The following is a 12,576-nucleotide window of genomic DNA, read 5'->3' as shown; positions in this document are numbered from 1 at the left end:
GGTGGGTGGTGGGTGGTGGGTGGGGTTTGGCTTGGGTTCGCAGGTAGCGGAGGTAGCCATTTAGGAGTTTTACTGCTGCTTCGACTGGGTCGTGTCCTTGTAGTAGACGTTGTTTGTCGATCATTTTTTCGTCGTGGGCGGTGATGAGATGGTCGAGGACTTCCCAGCAGGAGCCGCGGGCGTTGCTGATGAACTTGGCGTTGTCCATGTAGTGATAGCGGCCGAAGCCTTCGGCAATATTTGCGGTCGTCGAGCGTGCCGCGCGAAGCATTTGGTCGCCTAGGCGATACCGCTCGTCATTCGGGATAACCGGGATGATTTGTCGCGCGACATAGAGCCGGAGCGCACGACAAGCCTTCCAACAATCCAGATCCACGAATTTCCGTATCTGCTCCGCCATCCATACCCCCAAATCCAACCAAACACCTCGCCCCAAAAAACCAATAACCAATAACCAATAACCAATACCTAATAACCACCTAAGCCACTTCACGGCAATGATGCGTAAGGTCTCCCTGCCCCATCAGCAAGCCATCGATGGAGATGTCTTCGTCCAAGGTGTCCCAGTGGATGCCGCGAGCACTGAGCTCGCAATCCGCGCGCTGTTTCAGCGTTGCGGCGAGCAAGCGCGGAAACCAGACCAAAGGAACGCCCAGTGTTCGTCCATCCGCGAGCTCGACCCAGAGATTGTCGGCATCAGTCCACACCCGTTCAGGCGAAGTATTCATTCCAAGCCCTCAAAAAGGTTTCTCGATGTTGCCGCACCTGTTTCTCGATACGCCGCAGGCTTGACGCATCGAAGCCATCGTTGCGCACCAGTTGGACATCCGGCACCAACCAGAACTTAGCCTCGATACCGGCGCTTCGGACATGGACATGCGCCGGCTCTCGCGGATTGCCTTCGTTGGCGTAGAAGAAGAACCCGAGACCATCCGCTCGTAAGATAACCGGGATCCGTCTAGTCCGAGAAGCTTCGTTCGACATGATGACAGACGCGGCATTGCTCGAATATCCCGCCATCGTGGCTCGTGGCGCAGAGCGCCACGGAGCATGCGTGACACCGCAGAGCGGGTGTCACGAGCGACTGTTGGTTTGAGTGGCCAGTCTAACGAGCGAGGCTCACTCCCCCAACAACCCAACAAAACCACCAACCAACGAATAACCAATAACGAATAACCAATAACCAATAACCAACTACCCCACATGCACCCGAATCAACTCACGCAACTGCTCGATCGTTAGGAAATCCGGGTTGGTTCCGCTGTTGTAGGCATACCCTTCTTGCACTGGCTGGCAGCCGTTGAGGTCGCAGTATTGCTCGCGACTGTATTCCGACTGCGGCAGGATTGCGAAGTAACGGCCGAGATCAACCGTGTTGAAACTGTCGCTGGCGGTGATCATCTCTTCGTGGATCTTCTCGCCGGGACGGATGCCTACGATCGGGTGCTCGCACTCGGGGCCGATCGCCTTGGCGACATCCATGATGCGATAGCTCGGGATCTTGGGAACGAAAATCTCGCCGCCGTGGGCGTTTTCCAGCGCCCAGAGGACCATGTCGACACCGTCCTGCAGGCTGATGTTGAAACGAGTCATCTCCGGGTCGGTGATGGGCAGGACACCGGTCTTGCGGCGTTCGAGGAAGAAGGGGATGACCGAGCCGCGGCTGCCCATGACGTTGCCGTAGCGCACGACGGCGAAACGGATGTCGCGGTGGCCGCGAACGTTGTTGGCGGCGGTGAAGAGCTTGTCCGAGCAGAGCTTGGTAGCGCCGTAAAGGTTGATTGGCGCGGCGGCCTTGTCGGTGGAGAGCGCAATGACCCGCTTCACGCCGCTGTCCAGACAGGCATCGACCAGGTTCTGTGCGCCAAGGATGTTGGTCTTGATGAACTCGAAGGGGTTGTATTCGGCGGCCGGGACCTGTTTCAGCGCGGCGGCATGGATGACGGTGTCGATGCCTTCCAGGGCGCGTTTGAGGCGGCTGTAGTCGCGCACATCGCCGATGAAATAGCGGATGCCTGGATAGCGCGACGGGCTGAACACCTGTTCCATCTCGAACTGCTTGAGCTCGTCGCGGCTGAAGATAACGAGGCGCTTGAGGTTCGGACACTGATCGAGGACCGTCTTGACGAACGCCTTACCGAAGGAGCCGGTCCCGCCGGTGATGAGGATGGATTTCTCGCAGAGCATGAGTGAGTTACCGATAGAGAAGGCTTCTGAGCATCATCGAGATCGACTCCGACCTTTGCCCTTGACTAACACCGGCCGTCCACCGGGCTTACCGGGGGCATAGGCTTCGAATCCAAGCGAATCGACTTGGTCTTGCCCGGTGGGATCCCGTTCGCAGCTATGTCGATGATGGCGCGGTGCGCCACGGCGAGGATGGCATCGGGCCAGGGGTCTTGCTGGCCGGTGGTGAGGCGGTCCTCTTGGTCGCCGTCGGGAAGCGCGCTGGGGCCTGGCCTAGGAGCCTGTCGGACTTAGGGGGAACCTCATACCAATAGTGACGTTCGGCGAGGCATGGTTCGATGATCAAAGTGTGAGTCTGCACGGAAGTGGCTGTCAGGATACTGAGGAATGTTGCCTTATTAATCGCTTGAGAACCCTAGAGAATCCGGGTAGCCAGCGGCCATTTAATCGAATAAATAAAGAATCTTTGCGACTTAGCGGGACAAGTCCTGTATTGATAAAAAGAACGTCTCCGTTCGTCCAATGACTCATTTTGAATTTTTTAAAGCCGATGCCTTCCAGTCGATTACAAACATCTGACACCATCTTAGCCGTGACCTTCCCATTTCTTATAAAATCATGAAACTCAACACTAATCTGCTTTACCAGCATCAAACGACCTGCAGATGCCGAAAGCAGAACCTCGATTTCCGAACCCTCGATATCAAGCTTCAACAAATCAATCGTATCAATGCGATCAAGAAGATGGTCAAGCGTAACACATTGAACTTGTATCGCATGATCACGGCTTCCGGATACAAGTCTTGAAGCCTCTGAATTCGTTGCGTCTACTTCAAAAGCCATACTCCCTGATTCCGCGCTCAAGGCACATTGAATAACAGTGATATGATTTATCTCCCTGAGTTTGAGGGCAAGGTAAGGCGTAGGCTCAACGGCATAAATTTTACATGGGAGAATCGCCAGGAGACCCGATGCGAATGCACCGAGATTGGCTCCGACGTCAATGACGATACTGTCTTGCGACAGCAGTGCCGGTATAAAGGTATGTCCGCTAATTGTTAACGGCTTGAAACTTGAACTCTGTGTTGACGGTTTCACTGGTTAGGAAGAATTGTCGCAGAACACTGATGTCGGAATGGCGATGGTCAGTGATGAAGGGACGGGCGGGTAGCCGCTTGCGTCCTTGATCAGAATCCCTGCCGGTGTCTGACGAACAGGGGGGCGTCAGCGCTTCCGGCCATAATTCCGTAAGGCCGGGATTGCCCGCCTACGCCATCCACGCCCATGTGGCGGGAGTTATGCAACGTGACCCTGCTTTGCACTCAGCATGGATGTCGACGGAAGCATTTGGTGGACGCCATTTCAGCGACCGTCGTTTCTTAAAATCACAAGGTTGGTGATGTGCGCGACGACCTCGAATAGCTCGACTTTCTCATAAAGGGCCCGCCGGCAGCCGGCGAAGGCGACGTTGTCGGTATCGTGAAACGCCATGATGCCGCCGGGGACCATGATGCGTTGAACCGCGGCGAGATCATGTGCCACATTGACGTAATCGTGCGCCGCGTCGATGAAGGCGAAGCTTGCCTTGCCGTGAGACCACTCCCGGATCGCTTGGCCGAAGGGTTTACGTTCGGCAAACACATTGTCGAGATGCGCTGTGCGAGCGAGGAAGGCTCGATAATTGACTTCGTTGCGGTCACCAATCCATGGGTCGATCGCAACCACTGGCCTCTTGGTGTTCGCGGCCATCCAAGCGGTGGTTTCACCCCGCCAAGCACCGACTTCGACGACGCACCCGCCGTGGGATTCGGACTCCTGGAGCGCCGCCAACAGATAACGCGCCTGCTCGGGCTCGACCTGGGTCTCGCCCCAGCGCGCGTCTGGTGGCGGCGGGAGCGCATCCCGTGTTTTCAAGGGAAGAGCATACTCCTCGAAATAATAGGCTGAATACCGCTCCTGCAGCCGCGCGCTCAGGGTGTAGAGCAGACGTCTATGGTGCCACTTCGGGAGCCGTTTGATGAAGTAGGGGTCGATCAGCATTGGTGTTCCCTTTCGATCAAAAAGTCTAAGCCGACAATGCCTTGGGGAAGGGTTACTTTCGGTTTCCAGCCAGGTAATGCCGCGCCGATCCAGGGAGCCATCACCTCGCGCGCTCGGTATGATCGTCCACCCCAGTCGATGGGCAACCGCCGCCCCAGCGCCAGTTCATACTCTTCCACCACGCGCTTGAGTGAAAGCAGGGTACCGGAGGAGACCGCGTAACGTTCGTGCCCGGCCGTGTCCCCGCCTAAGAGGCGTTCCCCGGCCACGATGAAGGCCCGTGTCACATCGTCCACATGCACCAGATCGAGCAACTGCTCGCCTGGGCTCATGGACAGCGGCTGGTTTTCGGCGGCGACCCGGCGCAGCAGATTGATCAGCTTGGGACGTGGGTCATCCGGCCCATAGGTGTCGTAGAGTTTCAGCGTGATCACCCGAAGGCCACGGGCTTCGACGTAATACTGCAACAGGTCCTCAAAGGCCTGCTTGGTGGCGGCATAGAGGTTGACCGGGCTGTAATCCCGTCCCTCGTAATGCTGCCAGGAGGTGCCGGTGTTCACCAGGGCGGTTGCGCCGTGAAGGGTCATGGCCTCGACGACTTGGGTGCCGAACAGTAGGTTGTTCTGCACGAGACGCCCGATATCGGCCGGTTGGTGATCCGAGAGGAATAGGGACGCGAGATGAAACACGACGTCGGGTTGCGCCTCCGCGACGATGGCCTGCATGGATTCGGTGCTGCCGGTGTGCTCGTGGAGACGGACGGCGGCGGTGTCGGGGAGGACCGTGCGATGCGACTCGGGCCGGACGATGGCGTGCACTTGCCAGTCGGCGCTGACCAGGTGGCGGGTGAGGTGGCGGCCGATGAAGCCGGTGGCGCCGGTGATTAGGGCTTTCATATGGTTTTAAGTTTTAAGTTTTAGGTTTTAAGTTCTAGGTTTTAGGTTTTTGGTTGATATTTGAAGGGGGTTTGGAAGGTGGGTAGGGATGGGAAGCTTTGATCTCGGTCGGAGAGTTGGGGGGTTTTGTGTGGCCAGTCGATGTTGGCGGTGTCCCAACGGATGCCGGTGTCGCTTTCGGGGTGGTAGACCGAGGTGACGTTGTAGACGAGCGTCGCGGGCTGATCGAAGGTACAGAAGCCATGCGCCAGTCCGGATGGCAGGTAGAGCATGTTGGCTCGCTCGGCACTCAGTTCGATACAGAGATGCTCGCCGTAGGTCGGCGAGCCCCGGCGCACATCGAGCGCGACATCGCGTACCTGTCCGGCAATGCAGTAGACCAGCTTGGCGTGATCGTGCGGCGGAAGCTGAAGGTGCAGGCCGCGCACAACGCCAGGCTGAGACACCGAGTAGTACTGTTCGACCCAATCGGTGCGCAGGCCAAGTGTCTCGAACCCCTCCCGGTGATAGGTCTTGACGAAGATGCCTCGTTCGTCGGTGAGTCGGCGCGCTTGCAGCTCGTAGCAGCCCGGGATCCGGGTTTCCGTCAGGTGAAGGTTCATGACGGGCTGCCGGTGCATTGCGCTTGGTAGGCGAGGATGTCGGCTCGTACCAGACTCAAGGGGTCTGCTTGCTCAGTGAGCTGTTGCCGATACCAGTCGACCGTGCGCCCGATAGTCTCGGCGAAGTCCCAGCGCGGTTGCCAGCACAGTCGATGGAAAGCCTTATCCCAGACCAGATTCAGCAGCCCCGCTTCGTGCGGCGCCGAGGGATCGGCGTGATTCCGCCATTGCCCGGGCCAGTGCGACAGGATCCGCTCGACCAAGGCGCCGACGGGTTGGTTGGCGCTCAGCGCGGGGCCGAAGTTGTAGGCGCTGCAGGTTGTGTTCAGCAGATCCCGGTCGCCGGAATCGAGCGCTTGGCGCTGGAGCGCGGCCAGTTGCAGGTAGCCGCTCAGGGGTTCGAGCACATGCTGCCAGGGACGCGTGGCGTGCGGGTTGCGCACCGCAATGGGCTCACCGGCTCGCAGGTGGCGGATGCTGTCGGGGACAATGCGATCGCGCGCCCAGTCACCGCCGCCGATGACGTTGCCGGCTCGGGCGGAGGCGATGCCGATGCGCAGCGCACGGCCGGCTGTTTGATTGGCCATCGCGGGATTGAAATAGGAGCTGCGATAGGCGGCGATGGCCAGTTCCGCTGCGGCCTTGCTGGAGCTGTAGGGGTCGTAGCCACCCAAGGCATCGGTTTCACGGTAGCCGTGCACCCATTCGCGGTTCTCGTAGCACTTGTCGGTGGTGATGAAGACGCTGGCGCAGGTGCGTGCTTCGGCACTGTAGCGCTGGTCGAGCACGCGCAGGGCATCGAGCACGTGCAGGGTCCCCATGACGTTGGTGGCGTAGGTCTCGACCGGCTCGATGTAGGACTGGCGAACCAGGGCTTGGGCGGCCAGATGGAAGATGTAGTCGGGCGCGGTGTCCTGGACACGCGCGGCTAGCGCTTCGCGATCGCGGATGTCGAGGATGTGATGCTCGAGACGCTCGGCCAGCCCAAGCTGATCGAAGAGGGCAGGCTCGGTGTTGGGCGCGAGCGCAATGCCGACGACGCGGGCACCAAGCATGAGCAGCCATTCGCTGAGCCAGGCGCCTTTGAATCCGGTGTGGCCGGTGATCAGGACGGTCTTGCCCTGATAGGCATGGGTCAGTTGTGACGCGGATGTCCTCATGGGTTATTCCCAGGCATCGATCAGCACCTGCGCTGGCGCGAGCCCGTGAACGCTGAGCAGTGCCTGCTGGAAGCTGTCGATCATGGCCTTGGGGCCGCTGAGAAAGAAGGCGGTTCTCGCCGGTTCGGCGCACTCGCGCATGATCTCGGCGAGATCGATACGCCCCGGGCGCACGCATGGATTCGCTGTGTCACCGGTGTTTTCCACGTAGCAACTGACTCGAAAGCCGGTGCAGACGGCGGCGCAGCGCTCGGCGAGCGAGCGGTAGATGAGCAGTTCACTGGTTTGGGCGCCATAGTAGAGGCTAACCTGTTCGATCGGCAGGGCGCACTGGCTGATGGCAGCATCCATGAAGGCGCAGAAGGGTGTGATGCCTGTGCCGCCGGCGATGAGCACGGCTCGGGTGTAGCCCTGGCTCGGATCGATGGTGAATTCACCGTAGGGGCCTTTTGCCCAGACCTGATCGCCTTCTTGGAGCTGATCGAGGATTTTGCTGGTGTAGGCGCCCTGACGGCTGATGGTGAGCTCGACGCTGCACCGGTCAGCGACGGCGTTGGCCACTGAGAACACCCGACTTTCGGGCCAGAAGCTCGCGGGGTCGAAGGGCTCAAGCGTCAGGTGGATAAATTGTCCAGGCGTAAAACGCGGTAGGCGCTTGTCCGCGCGCAGGCGGTAACTGGCCACGTCGGGGGTATGGCGGGTGATGTGCTCGACAGTGGCAGGAAAGCGGATGGGTTGCGCCATGGGTTGTTTTTAGTTTTAGGTTTTAGGTTTTAGGGATTTGGCTAGGCTGTGAAGCATGGCTGAGATTTCTTTTAGCTCGGTGGTGAGGGCGGTTTGTGTTGCGCTGTCGATTAGGCCGATGCGTTGGGCGATGTAGATTTGGGTTCGGAGCTCGGCGGCGGAGCCTTTGGCGATATGGATGAAGTGGACGGTTTCAGCTATTGAGTCGCGTTCGACGCCTTCGGCGATGTTGGAGGCGATGGACACGGCTGCGCGTGTCATCTGGTCACGCAGCCCATAGTCCCGGGTGTCTTTCGTCAATTCATAGACGCGAACCGCAACCCGACAACTTCGCTTCCAAACATCAAGCTCTTCAAATGACTGATAAGCCACCGCCCCAACCAACCCTAAAAAAGCTAAAACTCAATCACTTAAAACTTAAAACTAAAAACTCAACCACCTAAAACCCCATCCATAACCGCGAGTATATGTTCGATCATCGGTTCGGTGAGACCGGGGTAGACGCCGATGAAGAAAGTATTGGTGGTGATCAGGTCGGTATTGTCCAAGCTGCCCACAACGCGGTAGTTGATGTCCTGGTAAGCGGGGTGGCGCAGGAGGTTGCCGCAGAAGAGGTTGCGGGTCTCGATGCGGGCCGCTTCGAGGGCGCCGACGACATCGGAGCGCGTAAGGCCGGACTCGGGGCTGACCGTAATCACATAGCCGAACCAGGAGGGGTCGGCCTTCTCGGGGGCGCTGTGCAGAATGAGCTTGTCGGCATGCTTCTGCAGGCCGGCGTGCAGGCGGTCGTGGTTGCGCTTGCGGGCCTCGATGAACTGCGGGAGCTTGTGCAGTTGGGCGCAACCGACGGCGGCCTGCATGTCGGTGATCTTCAGGTTGTAGCCGATGTGGCTGTAGACGTATTTGTGGTCGTAGCCGTAGGGCAGCGTGCCGAACTGCTGGCCGAAGCGCTTGCCGCAGGTGTTGTTTTCACCGCCGGTGCAGTAGCAGTCGCGGCCCCAATCGCGGAAGCTGCGGGCGATGCGGGCGAGCTCGTCGTCGTCGGTGAGGACCGCGCCGCCCTCGCCCATGGTGATGTGGTGCGCGGGGTAGAAGCTGAGCGTGCCGAGGTGACCGAAGCTGCCGGTGTATTGGCCGTCGTAGCGGCTGCCGAGGGCGTCGCAGTTGTCTTCGACCAACCAGAGGTGGTGTTGGTCGCAAAGCGCGCGGAGCTCTCGCAGCTCGAAGGGCACCCCCATGGTGTGAGCCATCATGACGGCCTTGGTCTTGGGGCCGATGGCGGACTCGATGGCCTCCAGCGTCGGGACGTAGCTGCCGAGCTGCACGTCGACGAAGACGGGCACGGCACCGTGTTGGATCGCTGGATTGACCGTGGTCGGAAAGCCGGCGGCGACGGTGATGACCTCGTCGCCGGGCTTGATGCGCCGCGCGCCGAGCTTGGGGCTGGTGAGCGTGGAGAAGGCGACCAGGTTGGCCGAGGAACCGGAATTGACGGTGAGGACGTTCTCGATGTCGAGGAATTCGGCAAGACCGGACTCGAACTCTTCGGTGAAGCGGCCGGCGGTGAGCCAAAAGTCGAGGGATGAATCGACCAGGGTGACGAGCTCGTCGGCGTCGTGGACGCGGCCGGCGTAGTGGACCTGGTCTTGGCCGGGGCGGAAATCGGTTTGGCTCGCTGCGCCGATCTCATGGAAGACGCGGACCTTGTCGAGGATTTCTTGGCGCAGCGTGGCTTTGTCGGTCGTCGGTTTGCTCATCAGGCGTCGTTCCAGATCTTCCAGGGGGCTTGGCCGCTCTGCCAGAGGCGCTCGAGGTGGAGTTTGTCACGCAGGGTGTCCATGGGCTGCCAAAATCCTTCGTGGCGATAGGCGGCGAACTGGCCCTCGTGGGCGAGGCGCTCCATGGGCTCGCGCTCCCAGATGGTCGCATCGCCGTCGATGTAGTCGATGACCTGGGGCGAGAGGACGAAGAAGCCGCCGTTGATCCAGGCGCCATCGCCATGGGGCTTTTCCTGAACGCTCAGGATCTGATCGTTGTCGAGCGTCAGCGCGCCGAAGCGACCCGGCGGCTGAGCGGCCGTCAGGGTGGCCAGCTTGCCCTGTCCGCGATGGAAGGCAATCAGGGCAGTGATGTCGATGTCGCTGAGGCCGTCGCCGTAGGTGAAGCAGAAGTCGTCGCCGTTGAGGTAGGGCTTGACGCGCTTGAGACGGCCGCCGGTCATGGTCTGCTCGCCGGTGTCGATGAGGGTGACGCGCCAGGGCTCGGCGTGCTCCTCGTGCACCTCCATGCTGTGGGTACGCAGATTGAAGGTGACGTCGGACATGTGCAGGAGATAGTTGGCAAAGTACTCCTTGATCAGATAGCCCTTGTAACCGCAGCAGATGATGAAATCATTGATGCCGTGGGTTGAATAGAGCTTCATGATGTGCCAGAGGATCGGCTTGCCGCCGATCTCGACCATGGGCTTGGGCTTGAGATCGGTCTCCTCGGATAGGCGCGTGCCGAGACCACCGGCCAGGATGACGGCTTTCATGGTGACAGAACCTTCTATAACAGGAATCAGACTTAAACAATTTGATCGGCCGGCTTCCGGACGTGCCTGCGAGTGTCGACGATGAGCGACGCGTGCCCTTCGAGGATCTCGTAGTCGAGGCGGCCTTGCCTTGGGTGGCGACGATCAGGGACTCTGGCCTCAGCCGCATCGATTCGAGTCGCGGTCATGGCTTGACCAACTCGGCGGCGGTCGTGCATGTGAATATCGAGAGCGCAATGAGCGGCTGGACGGTGATGTAATCGCCGAACTTATCGATCAAGGATGGTTGGTTTCGCATGAAGAGCATCAACTCAAGATCCGCGATCCGGGCAAATGGGCCGCGGGGGAGGCATCGCGCATGAGCCCGACCAGCGCACCGGAATCGATGCCGGCGGACAAGAAGGCGCCGACCGGGACGTCCGCCACCAGAGGGTGCCGGACACTCTCCAGCAAGGCGTCGCGGATGATCTGCCGGGCATCGGCGGGGGTTCTTGGGCTGCCTTGGTTTTCGGCGTCTGCGTAGACCTGCGCGATCGAGTGGTAGACCTTGCGTTCCGTGACGCCCTTCGCGTCGGTCGTGAGCGTGCTGCCGGCGGGGAGCGCGCGGATGTCGCGATAGAGCGTGAATGGCTCCGGAACGCTACCCCACAGGTAGAAGCCGACCTGGCCTGCGGGGTCGTGCTCTGTGGAGATGCCACCGCCGGCCAACAGGGCCTTCACTTGAGAGGCGAAACGCAGCGTGCCGTCGACGTCCGAGTAATAGAGCGGCTTGATGCCGTAGGGGTCGCGGGCCATGAAAAGGCGACGGCGCTCGGCGTCCCAGATCACGAAGGCGAACATGCCGCGCAGGGCGTGCACCATCGCCGGGCCTTGCTCGGCGTAGAGATGCAGCAGGACCTCGGTATCGCTGTGGGTGCGGAAGACGCGGCCGGCGCTCTCGAGAGTGCGGCGCATCTCGCGGTAGTTGTAGATCTCGCCATTGAAGGTGATCACCAGCTTCCCGTCGGGGCTGGACATCGGCTGCGCCGCAGCGGACGAGAGATCGATGATGGAGAGACGCCGATGCGCGAGGGCGATGCGATGGTCGCTCGACTCCCATTCACCCATGCCGTCCGGACCGCGGGCGGCCATGTGGTCGCGGATGGCCAGGAGCTCAGCGCGCACGACGGCGTCGGCTGAGTCCTTGTAGGCGAAGATTCCTGCGATGCCGCACATTGGAGTTAAGGGTTAAGGGTTAAGGGCTGGTCCTGCGGACTGATGCGCGCTGCATGCGAATCCGCCCGGTGCGGGGATCACTGGGACGCGGCGGTGTTCTTTTGCGTCAGGATCTCGGCGCGCAGTTGGGCGATGTCGGCTTGGATGGTCTTGTATTCGGCTTCCTTGCGTTCCAGGAAGCTCAGGGTCAGGCGGATCTTCGCCTCGATGCCCTGCGGGGTCAGCAGGTAGGCGTAGGCGAGCTTGTTGTCGCTCCTGCGGAAGTTCTGCACCTTTACCCAGCCTTGGTCGATGAGGGCGCGCACGCAGAAGTTGGTGCTGCCCAGACTCACGCCGAGCGCCTTCGCCAGATCACGCTGGGTGGCGTCGGGGTGCGCCTCCATGTGCTTGAGGACGCGGTATTGGAGCTCTTCGGTCATGGCGGTGTGCGGTGCAGGGGCGCCGGGGGCGCGAGCGTTGGCGTTGGCGTCGGGGGTTGGGTTCGCGACGCCGAGCGTCGGGGTGACACGCCCACGCGGAGTGTGGAAGCGAGCACCGCGATGCGAAGCGTGGGCGCGCGAGCGACACCCACGGGGGTGCCTCGTTCGGTGGTCCGGGAAGAGCCTGCGGCGGCGCTTCGGACACGCTACCGCCCTACCCTGTCGTTTTCGGGGTATGGGCGGATGGGGCATTTGTTCAGCTGTTGTACTGCGGCGCAATGGTAACGGCTTGGGGACGGCGGGGCAAGTGGGGGAAGCCGGCTTGTGTGTTAGTAACGGTTCAAAAATAAGTGATACAGCTTGGCTTGAAGACGTTGGGCACGCTTCGCTTTGCCCAACCTACCCTGTACCGTTCATTTCTGCACCGTTACTGAGTGCTGATTGGGGCCGGGGGAACTCGCGCCGACGATCCATCGATCAACTCGCTCCCACGCCTGCGTGGGAGTGTCGACCCGACGCTCTGCGTCGCGTGGCAGCGGTCGTGCGCCGGCGCAGGGTGCAGCGCAGGCGGGGCGCCTCGGCAGGGCGGCAGGGACGCGGAGCGTCCCGGCTTCACTCCCACGCGGAGAGATTGTGAAAGAATTCGCCGTAGGCCGGGGTGAGGAACGAACCCCAGCATCCGCGGATTTTCAACCGGTTGAAATGCCGGGGTTCGCAAGCTCACCCCGGCCTACGCCATGCTGTCTTTCGGCCCATCGCAGGAATATTTGCACAGTCTCG

The 12,576-nt window shown here is 60.6% G+C and carries 16 protein-coding genes; 1 reads left to right on the top strand and 15 read right to left on the bottom strand.

Annotated elements, in window-relative coordinates:
* From AADX97_RS27605 to rfbF, 13 genes are all read right to left on the bottom strand, one after another.
* Positions 1 to 400, bottom strand: a 400-nt coding sequence (locus AADX97_RS27605) for a four helix bundle protein (RefSeq protein ID WP_374237276.1), incomplete at its 3' end; no start/stop codon positions are given.
* A 79-nt stretch (positions 401 to 479) separates the two neighbouring features.
* Positions 480 to 728 (bottom strand): DUF2442 domain-containing protein, encoded by a 249-nt coding sequence (locus AADX97_RS27600; protein ID WP_374237274.1) that lies wholly within the window; start codon positions 726 to 728, stop codon positions 480 to 482.
* Positions 712 to 1,020: a DUF4160 domain-containing protein gene (locus AADX97_RS27595; RefSeq protein WP_374238882.1), complete on the bottom strand. Its 309-nt coding sequence runs from the start codon at positions 1,018 to 1,020 to the stop codon at positions 712 to 714. Before AADX97_RS27595 ends, AADX97_RS27600 begins: the two co-directional genes overlap by 17 nt.
* A 174-nt stretch (positions 1,021 to 1,194) precedes the next feature.
* On the bottom strand, positions 1,195 to 2,187 hold the full coding sequence (gene pseB / locus AADX97_RS27590; RefSeq protein ID WP_374237272.1) for a UDP-N-acetylglucosamine 4,6-dehydratase (inverting): 993 nt from the start codon (positions 2,185 to 2,187) through the stop codon (positions 1,195 to 1,197).
* A 372-nt stretch (positions 2,188 to 2,559) separates the two neighbouring features.
* Positions 2,560 to 3,285, bottom strand: a complete 726-nt coding sequence (locus tag AADX97_RS27585) for an FkbM family methyltransferase (protein ID WP_374237271.1) — start codon at positions 3,283 to 3,285, stop codon at positions 2,560 to 2,562.
* Between the two features lie 264 nt (positions 3,286 to 3,549).
* Positions 3,550 to 4,227 (bottom strand): class I SAM-dependent methyltransferase, encoded by a 678-nt coding sequence (locus tag AADX97_RS27580; RefSeq protein WP_374237270.1) that lies wholly within the window; start codon positions 4,225 to 4,227, stop codon positions 3,550 to 3,552.
* Positions 4,221 to 5,123, bottom strand: coding sequence for an NAD-dependent epimerase/dehydratase family protein (locus AADX97_RS27575; RefSeq protein WP_374237269.1), 903 nt, complete (start codon positions 5,121 to 5,123; stop codon positions 4,221 to 4,223). Before AADX97_RS27575 ends, AADX97_RS27580 begins: the two co-directional genes overlap by 7 nt.
* A 41-nt stretch (positions 5,124 to 5,164) precedes the next feature.
* A complete protein-coding gene (gene rfbC / locus AADX97_RS27570) occupies positions 5,165 to 5,725 on the bottom strand; it encodes a dTDP-4-dehydrorhamnose 3,5-epimerase (protein WP_374237268.1) in 561 nt (186 codons plus the stop codon).
* Complete coding sequence (gene rfbG / locus AADX97_RS27565) at positions 5,722 to 6,885, bottom strand: CDP-glucose 4,6-dehydratase (RefSeq protein ID WP_374237267.1); 1,164 nt, start codon at positions 6,883 to 6,885, stop codon at positions 5,722 to 5,724. The genes rfbC and rfbG overlap by 4 nt, the downstream gene beginning before the upstream one ends.
* 3 nt (positions 6,886 to 6,888) lie before the next feature.
* Positions 6,889 to 7,629, bottom strand: coding sequence for a ferredoxin--NADP reductase (locus AADX97_RS27560; protein ID WP_374237266.1), 741 nt, complete (start codon positions 7,627 to 7,629; stop codon positions 6,889 to 6,891).
* A gap of 15 nt (positions 7,630 to 7,644) precedes the next feature.
* Entirely contained in the window at positions 7,645 to 8,001 is a 357-nt protein-coding gene (locus AADX97_RS27555; protein ID WP_374237265.1) for a four helix bundle protein, read from the bottom strand.
* A 59-nt stretch (positions 8,002 to 8,060) separates the two neighbouring features.
* A complete protein-coding gene (gene rfbH / locus AADX97_RS27550) occupies positions 8,061 to 9,386 on the bottom strand; it encodes a lipopolysaccharide biosynthesis protein RfbH (RefSeq protein WP_374237264.1) in 1,326 nt (441 codons plus the stop codon).
* Positions 9,386 to 10,162 (bottom strand): glucose-1-phosphate cytidylyltransferase, encoded by a 777-nt coding sequence (rfbF, locus tag AADX97_RS27545; protein WP_374237262.1) that lies wholly within the window; start codon positions 10,160 to 10,162, stop codon positions 9,386 to 9,388. Before rfbF ends, rfbH begins: the two co-directional genes overlap by 1 nt.
* Positions 10,163 to 10,224: 62 nt before the next feature.
* Here rfbF and AADX97_RS27540 point away from each other — a divergent pair, with 62 nt between their 5' ends.
* Positions 10,225 to 10,422, top strand: a complete 198-nt coding sequence (locus AADX97_RS27540) for a hypothetical protein (RefSeq protein ID WP_374237261.1) — start codon at positions 10,225 to 10,227, stop codon at positions 10,420 to 10,422.
* 46 nt (positions 10,423 to 10,468) lie between these two features.
* On the opposite strand, the gene asnB is transcribed toward AADX97_RS27540, so the two are convergent.
* Both asnB and AADX97_RS27530 read right to left on the bottom strand, forming a co-directional pair.
* A complete protein-coding gene (gene asnB / locus AADX97_RS27535; protein ID WP_374237260.1) occupies positions 10,469 to 11,377 on the bottom strand; it encodes an asparagine synthase (glutamine-hydrolyzing) in 909 nt (302 codons plus the stop codon).
* Positions 11,378 to 11,454: 77 nt separating this feature from the next.
* Positions 11,455 to 11,796 (bottom strand): MarR family EPS-associated transcriptional regulator, encoded by a 342-nt coding sequence (locus AADX97_RS27530; RefSeq protein ID WP_374237259.1) that lies wholly within the window; start codon positions 11,794 to 11,796, stop codon positions 11,455 to 11,457.
* Positions 11,797 to 12,576: the final 780 nt, after the last annotated feature.

The organism is Thiocapsa sp. C2-2m (assembly GCF_041903745.1).
Taxonomy (GTDB): domain Bacteria; phylum Pseudomonadota; class Gammaproteobacteria; order Chromatiales; family Chromatiaceae; genus Thiocapsa; species Thiocapsa roseilacustris.
Note: the sequence above shows the minus strand (reverse complement) of the source record. Positions and strands in the feature narration are given on the sequence as shown.